Consider the following 21,292-nt stretch of genomic DNA (forward strand, 5'->3'; position numbering starts at 1 on the left):
GTATTGGAGCCAATTTTAATGAACATACTAAAGGCTATGTTCATTATCTTTTAGGATGTAAATGCTATTCACTTAGCAACAGTACTCATATTTGGCATTTTTTGTCCATTGCTATATAACTAACACCCTATAGCAGACAAAAAACAGGCCGCAGCCCATCGCTGCGGCCTGTTCGGAAGCAAAAGTGGGCGTTAAGCGCTGTAGCCCATCGCCTGCAGAACAAACATGACGACCGTGAGCACCGTAATCACACCGATAGTCGCCCAAGTGAGCACATTCCACACGCGGCCGTTGCGGTTGGCACCCATAATGTGACGGTCAGCGGCAATAACCACCTGGAACACCAGAACCACGGGCAGTAGCACGCCATTGATGACCTGCGAGGTCATCATAATCTGGAACAGATCGACGCCGGGCATAAGCACCAGCACGGCAGAGATACCGATGATGGCCGTAATGATGCCGCGATAGACCGGAGCCTCGTCCCAGCTGCGGTCGGCACCGCGCTCCCAGCCAAATGCCTCGCAGATAGCGCTCGACGTAACGCCCGGCAGCACACAGGCAGCCAAGAAGCTCGCCGCGACCAGGCCCGAGGCAAACAGTACCGTGGACCACTGACCCGCAATAGGCTCCAACGCGCGGGCAGCATCGGCGGCATCGCTTATCTGAATACCCGCCGGGAACAACACCGTACCGGTCGTGATGATAATAAAGCCGGCAATGACATCGGCGGCAAGCGAGCCGCTCACGGTATCGATGCGCTGCAGCACGATATCGTCCTCGCCCGCGTTCTTATCGACCACGTTGTTCTGCGCCAAGAAGATCATCCACGGCGCGATGGTGGTACCGATCGTTGCGACCACGAGCGACACGTAGCTGGGGTCATTTTGAATGTTAGGCACGACCAAGTCGACCGCGACCTCACCCCAGTTGGGGCCAGCCATAAATGCAGCGACGACATAGGTCACGAACACGCAGCTCACCAGCAGCAAAATCTTCTCGATGCGCTGGAAACTACCCGACATGGTAAGCATCCACACCAGCAGCGCCACCAACGGCACCGAGATGCTCGCCGGCACGCCAAAGAGAGCAAGGCCGCTCGCAATACCCGCAAACTCCGAAATGGTCACAGCCGTGTTGGCGATCAACAGCGCCGCCATAGCAAGTACACTCTTGCGCACGCCAAAGCGCTCGCGAATGAGCGATGCCAGGCCCTTGCCCGTGACGCAGCCGCAGCGCGCCGCGGTCTCCTGCGTCACGATAAGCAGCACGGTCATGACGGGAAGCATCCAGAGCATCTTGTAGCCATAGCTGGCGCCCGCGCTGGAATACGTTGCAATGCCGCCGGCGTCATTGCCCGAAAGCGCCGCCAGCAGACCGGGACCCATAGCGCCAAAGATGGCCGCGATGGTCAACTTTTGCTTGGTGCCCGACTTTTGCTTGGTATTTTGCACGCGACCACCTAACCCATGACCGACATGGTGAGCAGCACCGCAGCGGCGCAATACGCTACGCACGAGATCATGACGGCAATAACGTTCATGGCAGTGCCCGACGTGTTGAGGTCATGCTCGTCACGCCAGAACAGCACCATCAGGTAAATCACGGCGCTCATGTTACCAACCAGGCAAATGATGGCAGCAATATTAAAGCACCCGGTAAAGAGTTGCTCCTCAAACATGGGCGCATCGAGGAACGCAGCGGTGCGCACCAGCTGAGCGCACAGGTAGGTCACGAGTGACAGAATCAGGCCCATGCCCGTGCTCTGGAAGAAGAACCCCAGATACGGCTTGGGCTCGTCGTCGTGACCGTCATACTCCAGGAAGTAGTTCTTGACGAACGACACCATACGCGAGGCAGCCAGCAACACGAGCGGCATGGCGCACATGGGGAACACCACCAAATGCGCGGAGCCCAGCGCCGTCCCCAGCACCGTTGCCATGATGCACGAGGCGATGCCCCACACGACGACCCAGTACTGACGATGCACGAACCAGCTGAGCACGTTCGTCGAGTCGTCCGACGCGCTATCGCCCGAGCCGACACCGGCGATCTGCAGGTCCTCCTGATGCTCCTCGGCAATAACGTCCATGGCGTCGTCGAAGGTCACGATGCCCAGGATATGACGGTTCTCGTCGCAGACAGGGATGGCAACCAGGTCGTACTTGGTCATCTCGTCCGTCACGTCTTCCTGGTCCTCGTCGGGTGACACGTAGACCAGATCGCGATAGGCGAGCTGGCCCAGCGTGGCGTCGCGGTCGGCCACGATCAGCGTGCGCAGCGAAAGCACGCCCGTCAGCATGCCGCTCGGGTCCTCGGTATAGACGTAATAGACGCTCTCAAAGTCCTCGTCGAGCTTGCGAATCGCCTCGATGGCGTCGCCGACCGTCGCCGTGGCGGGCAGCGAGACAAACTCCGAGGTCATGATGCGGCCGGCGGTGTTGTCCTCGTAGCCCAGCAGATTACGAATCGCCTTCTCCTCCTTGACGCCCATCAGGCGCAGGAGCTTCTCGGCCTTCTCATAATCGAGTTCGTCGATCAGGTCGGCAGCGTCGTCCGGGTCCATCATGGCCAGCATCGACGATGCGTCGGTATCGGACAGGCCCTCGAGCATCTCGGTCATAAGCTCGTCGTCATCGAACTCCGAGATGGCCTCGGCGGCCTGGGCAGTATCGAGCTGCGCAAACACCTGCGCACGCAGGCGCGGGTCGAGCTGCTCGATAATGTCGGCGATGTCGGCAGGGTGCAGCTCGCCGAGCGTCTTGTGCGACACCGAGAGTTGAATGTTCTTGGTCGAGCGGTCGAGCAGGTCCATGTAGGACCAAGCGATGATGTCCTCACTGAGCGGCTTGCCCAGGTGCTTCATAAAGCCTTCGACGATATGCTCGAGCGCGGGGCTGATGGCGCGTAGCAGACCACGGGCACCGACCTCGGCGCCCAGCAGGCGCAGCTGGTTTTCGCCCGACATGGAAAACTTGATGTCGTTTACGCGCACGACCTTCATGCCCTGCGTGTCGACGATCTGCTTGTTGAGCACGTCGCGGGCGAGCAGGAGTTCGGTCGGCTGCAGGTACGAAAAACGGATTTCGGTGGCCGACGTCTTAAGGTGTACACCCGTCTCGTCGATACGGTCGACCCATTTGCGCCAGCTGATCATAAACGGCGTCTTGCCGGGGCCGCGGAACGCGAGCGACGTCACGTGTGGAAAAACTTCGCCGGTAGCAATGCCAAAATCGTTCACAACGCCGAGCTTTTCGCCATCGACGTCCAAGACCGGCAATTTGAGCATCTCACTCAGATAATTCAATGGTGCTCCCCATCATTATTCCTCCGGACGCGGCCGCGTGTGCGGCGTCCGGGGATTTCTGGATATGTATACGCATGCGCGGGCGGCACACCGCTCGACGCTTACACCCCGTGCATGCGCAAAAAGCACCTGCATGGGGTCATCGACTGTATGGTCGAGGTTTGGATTTCACCTGTAACCTTTCTCTTGACCCTCATTAACCGCAGTAACTATAGCATCAGCATCGCCCTGCGGCATCGAATTTATGCGCTGCACATTGCAGGCATACCAAACGCTGACGCATCCGTGACATAGTCATTGGGGACGTTCTTAAATGACTACCCAATAACTACTCTGTGGTGTCGTTGTCCTCGGCAAGTTGGGGGAACACGGCGTCCTTGGGCATGGTGACCTTCGTCAGCGAGGTGAGCTTTTTGCTCAGCGACGTGTCCGTCTTGACCAGGTCGCTGAGCGTCACGATCTTGTAGCCGTCGGCAATGAGGCCGTCGATAATCTGCGGCAGCGCCTCGAGCGTCTGCTCGGCGCATTCGTCTCTATCGGTGAGCAGCACGATATTGCCCGGCGTCACCGAATCGAGCACCGTCGAGACCTGCTCGTCGGCACCGTTGAGCAGCCAGTCGCCCGAGTCAATATTCCACGAGACCACGGCGGAGACCAGGTCCATCGCATCAATCCAGTTTTGCTCGTCAAAGGCAGCGTAGGGAGCACGCAGTAGCATCGTCTTCACGCCGGTCGCCGACTTAATCGCATCGGTGCCTTTCGTGATCTGTTCGCGTACCGCCTCACGGTCCTGACCCTTGAGCGAATCGTCGCTGTAGCTGTTGGATCCGATCTCGCACCCGGCATCGACAATCGCCTTGGCCGTGGCAGGCGAGGCCTCGGCCGCATCGCCCGAAAGGAAGAACGTCGCGGTGACGCCCTTTTCCTTGAGCACCTGCAAGATCTGTTTGGTGGCGCCGCTCGGACCCTCGTCAAACGTCAGCGCCACGTACTTTTTGTTGCCCTTGGGCGCCACGCTGGCGCACGCAACAACGCAATCGGTGGCGGGCACAACCTCGCCGCGGTCTTGCGTCTTGCCCGACTGCTCACCAACCCACACCTCGGAGCGGCCCTGGACACCCCACGTCTGCACATACTCGATAGCGCCCGTGCCCTCGACCTTGAGCTTGGGCTCGATAACCGTAGCCTGAACCTCGTGCTTCTCGTAGGTGTTACGGCCATCCTTGACCGTCACCTTCTCGCCGCCCTCGAGTTCGCGGCTATCCCATTTGCCCTGCTTCACGCGCTTGCCGTCGACCTTCACCGACAGCTTTTCGCCCCCATGGCGCTTGAGCACGCTGTCATCGACGGCCAGCAGGTCGCCTGCGTCGTAGGTGTCAGTCAACTCCTGGTCGTCGATGAGATTCTGCAGCGTAGAGCCCACGCGCACCGCGGTCTTCTGGCCGTTAAGTTCCACGTCCACGCTGCGGTTGACGTAGCCCACGACGGCAGCGATAAACAGCACGAGCGCGCAACCCACGGCGATGAGCGCATAGGGCAGGCGAGACGAACGACGGGGTGTGCGGCTGTTGCCGATGCGAGCGCTGCGATCGCTAAAGCCGCGGCTATGGTTGAGATACATCGCGCCGGGCTTACGGTGACGCTTGCGCTGACCGCTGGGCAGCTGCCCCAGGTCGCGGCGCGCCGTCGGACGCGTACCCGAACGCCCGTTTAAGTTGGATCCGTTTTGGCGCATGTGCCCTCCCCCATAAACACAGCAAGCCGGAGCAACAGGTCTCCGGCTTGCCTCCCATCATTTGGTACGTCGCTATTTTGTAGCTTTTGACGAGCCTCCGCTCGCCTTTTGGTATTCGTCCTTAAAGGCCTTGAACATGCCGCGCGTCTTGCCGAGCTGCTTGCCCAGTGCGCGACTGCCCTTGTCCACGGCAACCGATCCCTTGTCGTCGAGCACCTTGGCGCCCTTCTTGACCTTATCGCCCACCACGACGCTTGCCTCGGCAGCCTTTGCGGCGGCGCCGCCCGAATACCCGAGCGACTTGACCTCGTCCGAGACGACCATCGCGCCGTTCTCGTAGCCGCGCAGCATCGTCGGCGGCACCTGCGTGTCACCAACCAAAACACTCGAAGCAGCACCGGCGGTCACATAGAATGCCTGCACGATGCCCGAACGCGGCTTGAACTCCACATCCGAGCAATAGCCCACGACGTCGCCCGATTCCGTGCGCACGTCCATACCGACCCAGATGATGCAATCGTCCAGGTTGATGTCGAGGCGCTTGGCGGCGGCGGCATCGTACGTGTCCTTGACGTCATCGACCGCAATGGCGCCCTCGTAGACACCAATGGCGTCGAGCGCTACGAATCGGTCGGGACGCTCGATCATGCCCGCGATATCGGACTGGCGGACCATAAAGCCGACCACGCGCGTACCGCCCGGGGTAAAGACCGGAAAGTGAATCTTTCCGAGCTTTTTAGGGCTGCGCGGCGTGCCGTCCTTTTTGGTGCGCTTGTCCTCGGTAGGCTTGCGATAGATCTTGGCGCCGACAAAATCCCCGGCGCGCATTATGCCTCGGTCGAGGGCTCCGCAGCCTCGGTATCAGCCTCGACGGCGTTCTCGACCACGACGTCGGCGGCAGGCGTCACGTTGCCGCCCGAAATGGCGTCGTTGAGCTGCTCGCGCAGCTGGTCCATGCGCTCGCGGGCCAGGTCGACCTTGGCGCGCAGGTCGTCGGTCTTGGCGTCGACCATCGGGCCAAAGTCATTCACCGCAGCACGGGCCTCCTCGGCGCTGTGCTCGTAGGTGTCGCGCATATTGTCCCAGGCGTCGTTGGCGATATCGGCAGCCATGGCGCGGGTCTCGGCGCCCGAGCGCGGGGCCAGAGCAACGCCGACAATAGCGCCGGCAGCGGCACCAAAAAGTGCGCCGGAGACAAAGCTGAAAGTCTTACCCATGATCATTCCTCTCCTGCGGGCACGTCGGTGCCCACCGTTTGAATGCTGTCCATTATACCCGCAGCGTATCACTTGCCGCTCCGCTCATCTGCGTACGGCAAAGGCGCAGGTACGTGATGGTGATAAACGCGTAGGCCTACTCCTGGGGCATAGCCGACATGGCCACCGTGGCACCCGGGTCCTCGCCGGCGCCGTCCACGAGCGGCAGGCTGCCCTCATGCGCAGGTCCTGCCGGAACCGTCGCCGCACCGCCAAAGACGGCAGCGGAAGCCTCGTGGTTCTCGGCAACCGCGCCCTCGGTATCAATCGCCGCCTGGGGCTCGTCGTCAAAGTTGGGGACACCCTGGGGCTCGGTGGGAACAGGCTCGGCGGTCGCATCGGCAACGGGCTCGGCGTCGGCCGGCACATCGCCCTCGTCAGCGCCCTCGTCCTCGGCAGCATCTTCGCCGTTCGCAGCGGCGACGGCCTCGTGAGGATCCTTGCCCTCGGCCTCGGCGCGCATGCCCAGCACCAGGTTGCGCAGGCCCGCGACCGTGCCTTCCACGTCGGGGGCAGGCTGGTCGGCGTGCAGGTACGCCCAGTCCATCATAAAGGTGGCCGAAGACAGCGCACCGATGGCCAGCGCGTCGTCGGGGCACGAAAGCTCAACCTCAAAGACGCGCTCGTCGTGCTCGCTTACGCGCGTGCGGCCGCACGAGATGCTACCGGCAAGACCGGTCTCGTTCATGAGCTCGACCGTCACATGCTCAAGCAGATGGCAAAGCTCGGTCTGGCCCATGCAGTCCTGGAACTCGCGACCGGAATCACCCAGGCACAGGTGCTTGGCAATCGCCGGCACCAGGTAATACACGCGCGCCGTGGCCTCGATATCCTCCGAGGTCATGAGCGGCATGCCGGGGTTCACCAGCACATGCGCACAGATCTTGTCCTCGCTGACGGTGACCTTAAGGATGTTGAACAGGCCTGCCATAACTCTCCCCTACTCTTCCTTGTCCTACTCGTCGCCGTCGTGCGGATTCGCGGAACCCGCACCCGACGCCGCCGGCTTCTCTGCCGAAGACTCGGAATCCTTCTTATCGGTTTCGGCCGGAGCGATCACGCGAATGAGCGAGATGCGCTGGCCACGCATCGACTGTACCTTGAACTTGTACCCCGCAACCTCAAATACCTCTCCGATGTCGGGCACCGAGTCGCAAAGCTCCAAAATCCAGCCGGCGATGGTCTCATAATCATCGCTTTCCTCGAGCGGCCAACCAAGCTCAATCGCGTCATCGCACGAAAAACGCCCATCAACGAGCCACTCGCGGCGCGAAAGGCGCGTGAGATACTTGTTGTCGGGGTCGAACTCGTCCTCGATCTCGCCGACGATCTCCTCGACGATATCCTCGATGGTGATAATGCCGGCCGTGCCGCCGTACTCGTCCACGACCACCACGATCTGGTCGTGAGAGGTCTGCATCTCGGACAGCAGCGGCAGGATGTCCTTGGTGTCGGGCACAAAGGTGGCGTCGCGCAAAAAGCCGGCGATGGGCTGGTCACCCTTGCCGTCGAGCGCGGGTTGGATCAGGTCCTTGATGTGCGCAATGCCGGCGACGTTGTCGGGATCCTCGTGATAGACGGGGATGCGGCTAAAGCCGGTCTGGCGCATGGTGGACAACACGTCGGCGACCGTCTCGTCGTCCTCGCACATGGTGGTGTCCACGCGCGGCACCATGACCTCGCGGGCAACGGTGTCGCCTAGGTCGAAGATCTCGTGGATCATGCGCTTTTCCTCGTCGAGCAGGTCGTCCTGCTCCGAGACCATGTACTTGATCTCTTCTTCCGAGACGTTTTGGCGGTCGTCGGCGCTCTTGATGCGCAGGATGCGGGCCAGGCCATCGGAGCAGGCGCCGGTCAGCCACACGAGCGGACGGGCGATCTTTTGGAAAAACGACAACGGTCCCACGACCTGCTTGGACACGCCCTCGGCATTGGCCAGGCCGATGCGCTTGGGGACGAGCTCGCCGATCACGATGGACACGAAGGCGACCGCGACGGTGATGATGACCGGCGCCAGGCCGCGCGCGATGGCGGAGAGCGGCGCGATGCCAAAGCTCATGAGCCACGTGGCGAGCGGGTCGGACAGACTCGTCGAGGCGACGGCGGACGAGGCGAAGCCCACGAGCGTAATGGCAACCTGGATGGTGGCGAGCAGCTGGTCGGAGTCGGCAGCCAGCTTAATGGCACGCTCGGCGCGCTTGTCGCCTTCCTCGGCCTCGTGCTCCAACACGGCGCGCTTGGCCGTGGTGAGCGCCATCTCGGACATAGAGAAGTAGCCGTTGATGAGGGTCAAAACGAGGGTGGTGATAAGGGAGATGGTTATGTCCATCGGGAGTTTCTCGAACCTCCAAGATTCGGGACGTCAGGTTAAAACGTTGATGGCGGATACGGCAATTGCACCGGCGCCCAAACGAGAACGCGGGCGCGCAGGCGTGGTCGCTAGATTACGAAGAGGATCACCGCCATGAACTGGAAGATGCTGCCGGCGAGCACCCACAGGTGAAACACGCTGTGCAGATAGCGCACGTTTTTGGCGATATAGAACGGCACGCCCGCGGTGTAGCACACGCCGCCGACGGCGAGCAGGGCAAGTGCCACGGGGTTGAGCAGCGCAACAAGTTCGGGCAGCTTAAAGACAACGAGCCAGCCCATCAGCAGGTAGACCAGGCCGCTTACCCAATGCGGCTGGCGCTCGCGTAGGAAGCACTCGAGGGCGATGCCGATGATGGCGATGGCCCATACGGCAAAGAACAGCACAGCGCCGCCGTCGTTTGCGAGCGTGATGAGGCAAAACGGCGTATAGCTGCCGGCTATGAGCAGGTAGATGCAGCTGTGGTCGATGATGCGAAACACGCGCTTGGCGCGCGCGGGCTGAATCGCGTGGTAGAGCGTGGAGGCTAGGTATTCGAGGATAATGCTGACACCATAGACAATCGCCGCGGCCATATGGGCCGGGCCTCCGCCGCGCAGGGCGGCGAATACGATCAGGAGCACCAGGCCCGCGATACCCAGCAGGCAGCCGACACCATGGGTGACGGAGTTCATGATCTCCTCGCCCACTGTGTAGTGTGGAACGGCCGCGGTCTTGGGTCGCGGCTTAGAACTGTCGCTCGAATCGGACATGCCGGTTACATCCTCCAACGTAAAGAGTTCTCAACACTATATCAAAGCGTCTAGGTACGTGCGAAATTTGCACCATACGTGACTCTTTGTTTACCCATTCTTTGCCTGTTGACGCATCAACGGCGAACGTCCATAATGCGCTTGCATTAAATGTTGATGTATTAACATCTTATAGGAGAATACCGCATGGCTCAAAACGCACGTTCCCATCGAAAGCTCAAGATAGCCGGCATCGTTGCACTGGTGGTTGTCGTTGCGCTGCTCGGATTTGCCGGCAACTTTTTGTTTGACTTCGCGCTGAATCCCCGCGCGCCATACACCATGAAGATGATGCAGGATAGCAAGAACGACAAAGAAGGTGAGCAGCCGGATGCCGAGGATACCGAGGCGCGGGCATGGTTTAAAGAGAATCGCGAGAGCAGCAACCTCACCGCGGACGACGGGACCGAGCTTGCCGCCTGGTATTTTGCTGCGTCGGAGAGCGCACACGACTACGCCGTCTGCCTGCATGGATATACCAACGAGCCCATCGGCATGGCTCGATACGTCAAGCGATTCCACGACCGCGGCATGAACGTACTCGCACCCGCCGCCCGCGCCCACGAGCGCTCCGGCGGCGACTATATCGGCATGGGCTGGCCCGAGCGCCTCGATGTCGTTGCATGGATTGGACGGATCGTTGCAGCCGACCCCGAGGCGCGCATTCTTGTCTTTGGCGAGTCGATGGGTGCGGCAACCGCCATGAACGTCGCGGGGGAATCTCTGCCCGCAAACGTGAAGTGCATTATCGAGGACTGCGGCTATACGAGTGTTTGGGACGAGTTTTCTCTGCAGCTCAAGGACGTGTTCGGCCTGCCCAGCTTTCCCTTGCTCGATGTAGCAAACTTGGTGTGCAACGTGCGCGCGGGCTACGACTTTCATAAGGCGAGCAGTGTGGAGCAACTCAAACACGCGACGGTTCCCATGCTGTTTATCCACGGCGACCAGGACACCTTTGTGCCGTACGACATGCTCGACCAAAACTACGACGCATGCGCCAGCAAGGTCAAGCAAAAGCTCACCATCCATGGTGCCACCCACGCCAAGAGCGCGCAGGTCGACCCCGAGCTCTACTGGAATACGGTCGACGACTTCCTCGACGAGTATTTTTAGGCAAATAGTACGGTTTACTGGTCTATCTGACCCCCTAGCACTTCCGAAAAGCCGCCCGTGGGCACTGTGCTCACGGGCGGCTTTTACTAACAGTTGTGCTACAAAGGCGCTTGTTTTGTCTAATAGCTAGGTGCTACTTGACCTCGATGAGCTCATACTCGCTCGTGCCCAGGCCGATCTTCTCGGCATGCGCGATGCACACGCGCCAGTCGGTGTCGGGATGCGTAATGCAGAAGGGGTCGTGCGCCTGCTCGCCCTCCAGATGCTCGTGGTTATGCTCCATCTTGGCCGCGCTATCGGTGAGCTCGGTGTTGGGCAGCGGCTCAGACGCCATGACGGCGTCGGCGCAGGCCTGGTCGATGGCGACCGGGTCGAAGCTCGCGAACATGCCGATATCGTTGACGATAGGCGTATCGTTTTCGGGATGGCAGTCGCAGTTGGGACTGATGTCCATGGCAAGCGAGATGTGGAAGCTCGGGCGGCCGTCGACGACGGCCTTGGTGTACTCGGCGATCTTGCAGTTGAGCACGTCGGCCGCGGCCTCATAACCGGGCTTGATGCAGTCCTGGTTGCATGCCGCAATGCAGCGTCCGCAGCCCACGCAGCGATCGTGGTCGATGGCAGCCACGTGCACCGTGCGAGTAGCGCCGCTGGCAAGCTCGCGCTCGCGGGTGCCGTCGAACGAGATAGCGTTGTGCGCGCAGATCTTTTCGCAGGCATGGCAGCCAACGCAGTGCTCGGTCGCGACGTTCGGCTTGCCGGCGGCATGCTGCTCCATCTTGCCGGCACGGCTGCCGCCTCCCATGCCCAGGTTCTTCATGGCGCCGCCAAAACCGGCCTGCTCATGACCCTTAAAGTGGGTGAGGCTAATCACGATATCGGCGTCCATGAGCGCCTGACCGATCTTGGCCTCGTGCACATACTCGCCGCCCTCAACCGGGACGAGCGCCTCGTCGGTGCCCTTGAGGCCGTCGGCGATGATGATCTGGCAACCCGTGGCATACGGGGTAAAGCCGTTCTGGTAGGCGGTATCAATGTGCTCGAGCGCGTTTTTGCGGCTACCCACATAGAGCGTGTTGCAGTCGGTGAGGAAGGGCTTGCCACCCAGCTCCTTCACGACATCCGCGACGGCGCGGGCGTAGTTGGGGCGCAAAAAGCTCAGGTTGCCCAGCTCGCCAAAGTGAATCTTGATGGCGACGAACTTGTTCTCAAAGTCGATCTGCTCGATACCGGCGTGACGAATGAGGCGTTTGAGCTTGTCGAGCTGGCTCTCGCGAGCATGCGTGCGTAGGTTGGTGAAGTACACCTTGGCGGGTGCTGCGGGTGCAGTTGCGGTCATAGATCTATCCCCTCGGTCTATATGGCGTTACAGACATAGAGGATGGTACCAGTTAAAGCAGAGTTAAAGTCAAGTACGGAACCTAGTCATTGGGAACGTTCTTAAATGACTACTCTTGGACTTTGAGGGCCTCGGCCAGACACTCATTGGGGACGGACTTAAATGAGTGCCTCGCCACCTGGCAGCTGGGGACGTTCCTTTCCTGCCGGCAGTTAGGGACAGTCCCCAAGTGCCGGCAGAAAAGGAACGTCCCCAAAGGCCGGCATATTGGGACAGTCCTTGCCAGCCCGGCCGGCGAGCCGACGAATGGCAAGGACTGTCCCCGATGACTACTCCTGCACTTTGAGGGCTTCGGCCAGGCTGACGCGCTTGATAGAACGCGTGTGCAGCAGCGCCACGACCAGGTAGGTCGCAAAGCCAATGCCGACGCACGCCGCCATGGACCACCAGGGCACGTAGATCTCGATATTGCCGTTATAGGCGAGCAGCATCGAGCGGAAGATGGCCGTGAGCGAGCCAATAATGACCGGCAGACTCAGCACGAGCGACGCCGCCACGCACAGCGTGATCGAGCGGATGTACAGATGCGAGATCTCGCTATCGCGATAGCCAAAGACTTTCATATAGCTAATCGAACGGGCGCTGTGGTCGATCACAGCCTTGGTCAGTAGATACATAAACAGCAGGAAGATAAACACCGCGAGGCCAACCATCATGCCGATCATTTTGCTCATCATGCCGATGAACTGGTCGCCCACGGCGCGCATGTCGTCGGGTGTGGTGTCGCCGGCAAAGTAGCGCGCGTCGAGGTCGAGCTTCTCGTCGCTCACATAGCCGTTAAAGTAGGCGGCGTCGTTGTCGAACAGCTCGTTAAAGTCGTCGATACTCATATAGATATTCATGTCCGACTTGGAGCCCCAGGCACAGTCCTTGCCCGCGCACTCAAGAGAATAATGCTCGCCCTCGTACTTGTCGTCGAGCGTGACCTTCTGGCCCTCGCTCCAGCCAAACTTGTCGAGCAGGCCGCCGCCAAAGACGACGCGCCCATCGCCTACATCGAGGTCCTTCCAGTAGCGCGAATCGGGCGAGACGCCGTAAATGGAAATCGTCTCCTGCCCATTTCCGTCACCGCGGTCGTATTGCAGCTGGTAGACGGCATATTTCTCGGCCTGCGCAATCTTCGCTGAACCGTTATCGGCCGTATTGACGGGATGAATATCGTCGTTGTCGGTATCGATCTTCGAGGCCTTATCGATCAGGTCGATAGCCTCGTCGCGGTCGCAGCCGAGAGCACCGGCAAGATCATCAAGGCGCGCGTAGAGCGCATCCTTCTTGTCCTGAACCGCCGCAAGCGCGTCCTGCGCTGCGGCCAGGCTCTCGGCAGACGGGGAGCTGGCCGCGACATTGGCGGCTGTCCGTGCGGCATCGACCGCGTCGTCAAGCTCGTCATCTGCATCCTGGGCGGCAGAAAGCAGCGTACCGTCCACCGCCTGCAAGCGCTCGAGTGCCGACCACTGCTCGCGCTCCTCGGCGGTACCCTCAAGCTCCAGCGGAGCCTTGAGCGTGTACTGGTGCTCGGCGACAAGGCTTGTCTCCAAGTTGTCCGCGTAGTGCGTCATCGTGGGCAGAATCGCCAGGCCAAAGAGCAGCAGCAGCGACGCAAACGCGATACCCACGAAGAGCGTGACGAAGTTGCCCAGGTTGCGCAGGAAGATACGCAGGCGGAAGCGGGAAACAAAACCCATGCGCTCCGGCAGCTGCAAGCCGCGCTTGGTGCCCGATTTGCCGCTCGCCTCGTGACGAAGGAACTGCAACGGCGTCTTGCCCATTTTGCGAAGCAAACCCACCAGCGTGATGAGGATGAGCGCGACGGCGGGAACCACGGCACACTTCACAAAGATCTCCCAGCTCCAGTACACCTGGAAAGGCGGCAGACTGTACGAACCGTAATAGAGGCTGCGCATGGGCTCGGTAAAGAACACAACACCGAGCGCAGTGCCCAAAAACGCCGCGACCACGCCCACGATGGCGGGAAGTGCCAGGTAGTGCAGGACGATCTCGCGTCGACGATAGCCGCTGGCGAGCAGCGTGCCGATGATGGCGCTCTCCTCCTCGATGGTGGCGTCGGTAAGGACCACAAAGACGAACGCCATAATCACGATGATGATGTCGAGCAGCGTCATCCACATCATGGAGTCGCCGTCCACGTCGTCGCGCGCATAGCCAATGCCCTGGTTGGAATCGGCATCGATCAGATCGTCCACGCGCGCATCGGCATCGGTCAGCGCCTCGACCATATCCTGCTCCGCATCGATGCGATCCGCGGTGGGGAGGTCGCGATCGGTAAAGGTAAAGGAGTAGGTGTAGGCGGGCGCGCCGCCGACGTCCTCGAGCGCGGCAAAGCCAGCGTCGGTGACCTCGGCCACGCCATAGGTGATGGTGTTCACCGTAAAGTCCGAATTGTTGAGAAACAGCGCCTGGCTGTCGGGCTGGGTCATGATGCCGCAGATGATGTAGGTGCGGCCCTCAAGCTCAACCTTATCGCCCACGGCGAGGTCGTTGTTGGTGGCGAAGACACGGTCGATGGCTACCTCATCGTCCGTCTTGGGCTCCTTGCCCTCACAGTAGGACGCGATAACGACCTTGGTGCGGTGCGCATAGGTGCGCAGCGTGCGCTTGGTGCCGTCGTCGCCGGCGGTCTTTTTGATGATGGCGTCGATGGAGAAATTCTTGTAGAGCGTGACGCCGCCGACGTCGTCGGCCGCGTCCTCGGCTGCCTTGAGTTGCTCCTCGGTCGCCTCGAAGGAGGTGGTCACGCGGCCGTCCTCAATCGTGTACGCATCGCGCATGTCATCGATGAGGCAGCCGATGGAATGCGCCGCGAGCAAAAAGCCCGAGGTGAGAGCGATACTTCCGCACATAAGCAAAAAGATGCCCAGGTACTTGCCGGTATTGCGGCGCAGCTCGCGTGGGAGACGTTTTGCGAGAGGTGTCATGGCGCCGCCTACCAATCGAGCTCGGCGGCCGAGACGGGCGACTCGTTGAGCTCATCCTCGACGATGCGCCCGTCGCGCAGGCGCAGCACGCGATTGGCCATGCGCGCGATGGCGGCATTGTGGGTGACAATGATGATGGTGCAGCCGTAGGTGCGGTTGACATCCTCCATGAGCTGCAAGATTTCCTTGGACGTCTTATAGTCGAGCGCGCCCGTGGGCTCGTCGCACAGCAGCAGGCCCGGGTTTTTGACGAGCGCACGGCCGATGGCGCAGCGCTGCTGCTGGCCGCCCGAAACCTGGCGCGGGAACTTGTTGCGGTGCTCGTAGAGACCCAGCGAACGCAACAGGTCGTCGATGTTGAGCGGCTTTTTGGACAGGTGTGCCGTGACCTCGATGTTTTCCTTGATGGTGAGATCGGGCACCAGGTTGTAGAACTGGAAGACAAAGCCCAGCTCACGGCGGCGATACTCGCCCAGGTCGGTAGGTTTGAGCACCGTGAGGTCGCAGCCGTCCACCAAAATAGAGCCAGCGTCGGCATCCTCCAGGCCGCCGATCAGGTTAAGAAACGTCGACTTGCCCGAGCCCGAGGGCCCCAGCATGACGCAGATCTCGCCTCGGTTGATGGACGTGTCGATGCCATCGAGTACCGTCAGGCGCGCATCACCGTCGCCGTAGTGCTTTTTGAGATCCTTAACCTGGACGTAGGCTTCCTGCGTTGCCATGGTATCCCCCATTGTTAGCCTAGTACTACTTTATGAACGTAATAGTAAACCTTGGCGAACTATTTTGGGGCGAGAGTGGGGATTTGTTTCAGACTAGTCATTGGGGACGTTCTTAAATGACCAGTCACAAGGGACGCTCTTTCGCCACCCGGCAGTTGGGGACGCTCCTTATCTGCCCCCGATGGCTAGTCATTTAAGTCTATCCCCAATGAATACTTTTGGTCGTTTAAGTCTGTCCCCAATGAGTAGGTGTCTAGGCGTGGGATTTGTTGTGGGCGAGGGCTAGGCCTACGGCGGCGATGGCCGCGGCAAAGAGCACTGTGACGCCCAGATCGCAAGCGATGTCGCCCAGCACGGTGGACGTCAGGTCCGCGGCGAGCGCCTTGCCAATCGCGTCGTTCACCCAATACGTCGGCACAAAATGCGCCGCGGTCTGCACGGCTGGGCCCATCAGCGACAGCGGCATCCAGGCGCCGCCCAAAAACGTCATGAGCATGCCGAGCAGGTTGCCCACACCGTTGAGCAGCTCCTCACGCGCACCCAGGCTCGAAAGGGCAAAGCCAACGGCCAGAGGCGTGCACGTCAGGGCAAACGTCGCCGCCAGCGCCAGGCACACACGACCCACGCCGACCTCGGCAACCGCGCCGGCAAAGCCCACGACGCCCATCATGCTCGACACAAACCAGATGCAGACGGTGATCACAGTGGCGGCCGCAAACACGACGAGCGAACGCCGGCGCTCGGAGATTGGGCCGGCATCCATACGACGCACGCGCTCGGGCTCGTTCATGCCCGAGAACACCAGCCCCACCGATACGATGACCGACGAGATAATCGCGTACGCGCCAAAGTTGAAATACGACTTGAGCATGGCGGCGGCAGTCGAACCAACCTTGACCTGCTCAATCTGGACCTCGGCGCGCTTGGCGGCGGCATGCTCGGCGGCCTTGGCGACGCTACCATTAGAGGCGGCGGGCTCTAGGGCCGCTGCAGCGCCCGCGAGCGAAATCCAGCGCGAGGCCTCAGCAGACGAAAGCGCCGCCGCCATGGTGCCGGCACCGTAGGTCACATCGAGCTTGGGCAGGGCCTCCCCCGCGCGGGCGGCCGCGACCAGGTCGTTCTCAAACCCCTCCGGGATAAAGAACACGCAGTCGGCGCTACCCTTGGCGCTGTTGCTCTTGGAGAGCGCGTCCGCAAGATCGTAGGTATCGTCGCCGACGCCCGTGACCAACTCAAAGCGCGACCCCAGGTGCTTGGTGAGTGCCCTCGAAAGGTCGCTATTGTCGCGGTCGATCACGATCACGTTGGTGTCGTAGGGCTCGTACTCGGTGAGCTGCGACGAGTTCCAGCTCACCGATGCCGCGATGAATACGCCCATGAGCGAGATGAACACCGTATAGATGAGCAGGTAGAACGGGTGCGCCAGCGCCATGCGAAGCGCAGTCTTAAAGGTGCTCATAGCGGCTCCTTCCAAAGGTCAGCGTGGCGGCGGCAACGAACAGCAGCGCCATAAGGACCAGCGCGCCGGCGCGAACGACAAAGGGGCCCAGGTTCTCAAAGAAATACAGGCGGTTGAACATGTCGCAGATGAGCTTGACGGGGTTGAGCCAGCACTCGGCCGGGCAGGCGCGGGCGACGTCGTCGGCAAGCGCCATCGCCGGCTCGCCGTAGAGGCCGGCGAACAGGGCGCACGTGGTAGCAAAGCCCGTGAGGATGCCGGACTTGGACGCCTTGCCGCCCTTAACGGGAAGCGTGCCCACAAAGAGTCCCAGGCCTGTGGCGGCAAGCGCGGAAGCGGCGCCGCCCACCAAACACAGTCCCTCGCGCCCGCCAAAGTCGACGCCCACGACCAGGCGCACGTAGCCAATCGCGATCGTCATCGAGGCAAAGGAGACCAGCCACGAGCCCACAAAGATACCGGCCAGCGACGCCGTTTTGGAAAGACCGCCCGCGCAGCGGCGCGCGCCAAGGCCCGACAGATTGGACTGCAGATCGACGACGCTCAAGGCGGCAAACTCGGCAGACATCATCGCCACCAGGCCAAAGAGCGCGTAATAGTAGATGACCGTGCCGTCGGGCGTGGTGCGCGTAAGGCTCACGCGACGGGTGCCGCCCTCGAGCGACAGGGCGCGCGCAACCGCCTCGGGGTCGGCGAGTGCCGCCGGGTTGTCCTGGGCAATCTGGGACATGAGCTCGGCATTTTGTGTATACGAGCTTGCCACCGTTTCCAGGATGCTGCGATCGGTGAGCACCGATGATGCGCGCGAGCTGTCGTAGTTCGATAGCAGTGTGAGCTTGGGCGTGCCCGCAGCGTCGACCGTATAGATACCCGCGACCTCACCGGCCTTGAGCGCTTTGCGCGCGGCAGCCAAGTCTTCGTACTCGCTCACATCGAGCAGCTGATTCTCGCCCTCCTTGGCAAGCGAAGTCGCCACGTCCTTAAAGGACGAAGCGCCCCAGGCTTCGTCAGCAACAACGGCAACCGGCACCGGGTCGATCTTGCCGTCGGAGCTGAGATTCGCAAACATAAACATGAACATCGTGGAAAGCGCGATGGGAAAGAGAGCGCCCCAAACCCACGTGCTCGGCCGGCGCAGCAGCGTCTTGACCGTAATGATAATGGTGTTGAACATGGCCGCCCCCTAGTCGCGCAGCTCGCGGCCGGTGATCTCGAGGAACACGTCGTTGAGGGTCGGTGGTTCGGAATAAATGCGGCCGAGCGTCACGTCATGCGAACGCAGCGCATCGAGAATGTCCGTCAGGTTATGCGGGCTCGCCTCGCACGAAAACGTGAGCTGGCCTGCCGTCGCCGACAGGTCCAGGACATGCGGCAGGCTCGCGACGGCACCGAGCGCCGCGCTCGGCACCTCGCCGACCTCGATCACGATCTTCTCGCCCATCTGGATCATGCGCTTGAGCTCGTCGTTGGTGCCCTGCGCCAGCACGCGGCCGCCGTCCATGATCATGATGCGGCTGCAAATCTGCTCGACTTCCTCCATGTAATGGCTGGTATACACCACCGTGGCGCCCTCGTCGCGCAGGCGGCAGATGCCCTCCAGGATGGCGTTGCGGCTCTGCGGGTCGACCGCCACCGTGGGCTCGTCAAAAAAGATGAGCTCGGGCTTGTGCGCGATACCGCAGGCGATGTTGAGGCGACGCGCCAGGCCGCCCGAGAGCTTGCCGGGGCGAAACTTGGTAAAGTCGCCCAGCCCGACAAAGTCGATCGCCTCGTCGACCAGCGCGCGACGGCGCTTGCGGTCGTTAACGTAAAGGCTGCAGAAATAGTCGATGTTCTCGCGCACCGTAAGCTCGTCAAACACCGCCACCTGCTGCGGCACCACGCCGATGCGGCGCTTGAGGTCGTAGCGGGCGGGCGTCATGGGCTCGCCGAACAGTTCGATGGTGCCCTTGTCGTAGGCGAGCAGCTGCAGGATGCAGTTGATGGATGTGGTCTTGCCCGAGCCGTTGGGGCCCAGCAGGCCAAAGATCTCGCCGGGGGCGATGCTCAGGTTAAAGTGGTCGAGCGCAATAAGGTCGTCGTAGCGCTTGACGAGGTTTTCGACGTGGACGATGTCTGTCATGAGGCGGCCCTTCTGTTGATTGCAGCCCGGTACGATTGCATCATCGCAGGAGCCGCCGGCGCGCACCAGTGAGCTTTGTCACGAGTGCGTGGCTTGGTCGTGCGGCCTGCCGACGTCCCCGCTTTGCCGCACGGGAGGAATGTCACAGTTGCGCAGGCGGTCCCTCCACCACGCGCGGCTTCGCGTACAATACCCTTATGAACAGGCTTTTCGACAAATCGATCGTGCTGGCGTGCTGCATTGCGGCCGCCATGGGCCTTGCTGTGGACGCTCGCCTGGTCGCGGCGTTTTGCCTTGGAGTTATCTCCACCTCGCTGGCCGAGGTCGCACAGGAGGAACGCACGCGCCGCACAAGCGAGGCCGCGAGTTACGTTTACATCATCGCGGCTGTCTTCGTGCCGCCGTTTGTGCCGTTTGCACCTCTCGCTCTCTATGACATCGCGCGACGCGCGCGCCGCGAACACGCCTGGGTCGCGCTGGGCATTGGCTCCGTCTTTGCTTTTGCGCTTGTCGCGGACCTTCGCGGCGGCGCGCTCACCACCCGAACGTTCCTGCTGACCGCCATCCTTTCGGTTGCTGCCACCTTGCTATCGCTACGTACCGCCCAGCTGGAGCGCGAGCAACAGCGCATGCGCCGTACCCGCGACGAGCTGCAAGAACGAGCCCTCGCGCTCGAAGCGCGCAACCGCGATCTTGCCGATCGCCAGGACTACGAAGTCGAACTCGCGACGCTCGCCGAACGCGCCCGCATCGCGCGCGAGATCCACGATAACGTCGGGCACCAGCTCACGCGCGCCTCACTGCAGGCCGAAGCCCTACGCGTGGTCCACGCCGACGAGCCTGGCGTCGCCGCCGATTTCGCCGACGTTAAACGCACGGTTGACGAGGCGCTCCAGCTTGTGCGCACCAGCGTCCACGCGCTCAACGACAACGCTGTCGACCTTTCCGTGCAGCTCGAACGCATTGTCGAAGGCGCGCACTCGGACGGCGGTCCGCAGATTGAGCTTGAAGTTATGACCGAGCATGCGCCCGCAAACGTCGCCAACTGCTTTGCGGCGGTCCTGCGCGAGGCGCTCTCCAACACCATGCGCCACGCTTGCGCCCAGACCATCACTGTACGATGCATGGAGCATCCGTCGTTTTACCAGCTCATCGTTACCGATGATGGCGCGGACGCGACCCCGGCGAGCAGCAGCAACGTCGCAGAAGGCATGGGGCTCGCCTCCATGCGCGAGCGCGTCGAGGCGCTTGGCGGCACCTTCACCGCCGGCCCGCGCGCCGGCGCCGGCGGCTGGCGTGTGTTTGCCACCGTTCCCAAACAGCGAGGAGATGAGGGCCGATGAGGCTCATCGTTGTCGACGACGACCGCTTGGTGGTCGATTCGCTCAAGATTATCTTGGGCGCCCAGCCGCAGATCGAAGTGGTGGGCACCGGTGCCAACGGCAACGATGCGGTGGCGCTCTACGCCGAACACGCACCCGATATCGCGCTGCTCGACATTCAGATGCCGGGACGCGACGGACTTTCGGCGGCACGCGAGATCCTCGAGCGCGACCCTTCGGCGCGCGTGGTGTTTCTGACGACATTCTCGGATGACGAGTACATTGTGTCGGCGCTCAAACTGGGCGCCCGCGGCTACCTGATCAAAACCGATGTCGCCGCCATTCCTCCGGCATTGACGCAGGTCATGGACGGCAAACGCGTACTCGAGGGCAAGGCGATCGAAGATATCAACTTTGATGGGGCGGACGTCGAGGCCGGCGCGACCCGCCGGCCCGCCGCCTTTGCCGGCCTGACCGACCGCGAGTTCGAAGTCGCCGAGCTCATCGCCCGCGGCCTCGACAACAAGGAGATTGCCGCCACCGCCTATATGGGCGAAGGCACCGTGCGCAACCACATCAGCTCAATCCTTGCCAAAATGGGCCTGCGCAACCGCACGCAGATCGCCATCGCCTACCTGCGAGGGTAATTACCCAACGACCGACCAGCCCGGCATAACAAAATGGCTGTTACGGATATGGGGCCATTTCAAAACTATGCCGGATTACGGGACTAAAGTCGGAACCCTCATCCATACCCCC

At 61.4% G+C, this 21,292-nt stretch carries 17 protein-coding genes; 3 read left to right on the forward strand and 14 right to left on the reverse strand.

Translation table 11 applies throughout. The features are described 5' to 3' along the window. Positions 1-191 precede the first annotated feature (191 nt). The 8 genes from AAA021_RS00585 to AAA021_RS00620 form a co-directional block, all read right to left on the reverse strand. Positions 192-1,388, reverse strand: coding sequence for an Nramp family divalent metal transporter (locus AAA021_RS00585; protein WP_349087618.1), 1,197 nt, complete (start codon positions 1,386-1,388; stop codon positions 192-194). Between the two features lie 74 nt (positions 1,389-1,462). After that, positions 1,463-3,307 (reverse strand): CBS domain-containing protein, encoded by a 1,845-nt coding sequence (locus AAA021_RS00590; protein ID WP_195503035.1) that lies wholly within the window; start codon positions 3,305-3,307, stop codon positions 1,463-1,465. Between the two features lie 328 nt (positions 3,308-3,635). Beyond that, a complete protein-coding gene (locus AAA021_RS00595; protein ID WP_271737751.1) occupies positions 3,636-5,042 on the reverse strand; it encodes a polysaccharide deacetylase family protein in 1,407 nt (468 codons plus the stop codon). A gap of 72 nt (positions 5,043-5,114) precedes the next feature. After that, positions 5,115-5,870: a hypothetical protein gene (locus tag AAA021_RS00600; RefSeq protein WP_055252569.1), complete on the reverse strand. Its 756-nt coding sequence runs from the start codon at positions 5,868-5,870 to the stop codon at positions 5,115-5,117. Beyond that, positions 5,870-6,259 (reverse strand): YtxH domain-containing protein, encoded by a 390-nt coding sequence (locus AAA021_RS00605; RefSeq protein ID WP_035136593.1) that lies wholly within the window; start codon positions 6,257-6,259, stop codon positions 5,870-5,872. Before AAA021_RS00605 ends, AAA021_RS00600 begins: the two co-directional genes overlap by 1 nt. Positions 6,260-6,395: 136 nt before the next feature. Beyond that, the gene (locus AAA021_RS00610; protein WP_349087553.1) at positions 6,396-7,229 is read right to left on the reverse strand and encodes a hypothetical protein; all 834 of its coding nucleotides are present in this window, start codon (positions 7,227-7,229) and stop codon (positions 6,396-6,398) included. Positions 7,230-7,253: 24 nt separating this feature from the next. After that, complete coding sequence (locus tag AAA021_RS00615; RefSeq protein ID WP_349074725.1) at positions 7,254-8,627, reverse strand: hemolysin family protein; 1,374 nt, start codon at positions 8,625-8,627, stop codon at positions 7,254-7,256. Positions 8,628-8,737: 110 nt separating this feature from the next. After that, the gene (locus AAA021_RS00620) at positions 8,738-9,421 is read right to left on the reverse strand and encodes a hemolysin III family protein (protein WP_172676303.1); all 684 of its coding nucleotides are present in this window, start codon (positions 9,419-9,421) and stop codon (positions 8,738-8,740) included. A gap of 186 nt (positions 9,422-9,607) precedes the next feature. On the opposite strand from AAA021_RS00620, the gene AAA021_RS00625 reads away from it, so the two are divergent. Continuing rightward, on the forward strand, positions 9,608-10,573 hold the full coding sequence (locus tag AAA021_RS00625) for an alpha/beta hydrolase (protein WP_349087554.1): 966 nt from the start codon (positions 9,608-9,610) through the stop codon (positions 10,571-10,573). 133 nt (positions 10,574-10,706) lie between these two features. Here AAA021_RS00625 and AAA021_RS00630 read toward each other — a convergent pair whose 3' ends face one another. The 6 genes from AAA021_RS00630 to AAA021_RS00655 all read right to left on the reverse strand — a co-directional run bounded on the left by AAA021_RS00630 (position 10,707) and on the right by AAA021_RS00655 (position 19,211). Further along, the gene (locus tag AAA021_RS00630; protein WP_349087555.1) at positions 10,707-11,912 is read right to left on the reverse strand and encodes a DUF362 domain-containing protein; all 1,206 of its coding nucleotides are present in this window, start codon (positions 11,910-11,912) and stop codon (positions 10,707-10,709) included. Between the two features lie 329 nt (positions 11,913-12,241). Then, positions 12,242-14,908 carry an FtsX-like permease family protein gene (locus AAA021_RS00635; RefSeq protein WP_349087556.1) on the reverse strand — a complete coding sequence of 889 codons (2,667 nt, stop codon included), beginning with the start codon at positions 14,906-14,908 and terminating at the stop codon, positions 12,242-12,244. A gap of 8 nt (positions 14,909-14,916) precedes the next feature. Beyond that, entirely contained in the window at positions 14,917-15,630 is a 714-nt protein-coding gene (locus AAA021_RS00640; RefSeq protein WP_349087557.1) for an ABC transporter ATP-binding protein, read from the reverse strand. Between the two features lie 253 nt (positions 15,631-15,883). Next, a complete protein-coding gene (locus AAA021_RS00645) occupies positions 15,884-17,089 on the reverse strand; it encodes an ABC transporter permease (protein WP_349087558.1) in 1,206 nt (401 codons plus the stop codon). Next, positions 17,076-18,263: an ABC transporter permease gene (locus AAA021_RS00650; protein WP_349087559.1), complete on the reverse strand. Its 1,188-nt coding sequence runs from the start codon at positions 18,261-18,263 to the stop codon at positions 17,076-17,078. The genes AAA021_RS00645 and AAA021_RS00650 overlap by 14 nt, the downstream gene beginning before the upstream one ends. A 9-nt stretch (positions 18,264-18,272) precedes the next feature. Continuing rightward, positions 18,273-19,211, reverse strand: coding sequence for an ABC transporter ATP-binding protein (locus tag AAA021_RS00655; RefSeq protein ID WP_271731174.1), 939 nt, complete (start codon positions 19,209-19,211; stop codon positions 18,273-18,275). 197 nt (positions 19,212-19,408) lie between these two features. Here AAA021_RS00655 and AAA021_RS00660 point away from each other — a divergent pair, with 197 nt between their 5' ends. Continuing rightward, positions 19,409-20,554 carry a histidine kinase gene (locus AAA021_RS00660; RefSeq protein WP_349087560.1) on the forward strand — a complete coding sequence of 382 codons (1,146 nt, stop codon included), beginning with the start codon at positions 19,409-19,411 and terminating at the stop codon, positions 20,552-20,554. After that, positions 20,551-21,180 (forward strand): response regulator transcription factor, encoded by a 630-nt coding sequence (locus tag AAA021_RS00665; RefSeq protein ID WP_349087561.1) that lies wholly within the window; start codon positions 20,551-20,553, stop codon positions 21,178-21,180. The genes AAA021_RS00660 and AAA021_RS00665 overlap by 4 nt, the downstream gene beginning before the upstream one ends. Positions 21,181-21,292: the final 112 nt, after the last annotated feature.

The organism is Collinsella sp. CLA-JM-H32, from assembly GCF_040098165.1.
GTDB lineage: Bacteria > Actinomycetota > Coriobacteriia > Coriobacteriales > Coriobacteriaceae > Collinsella.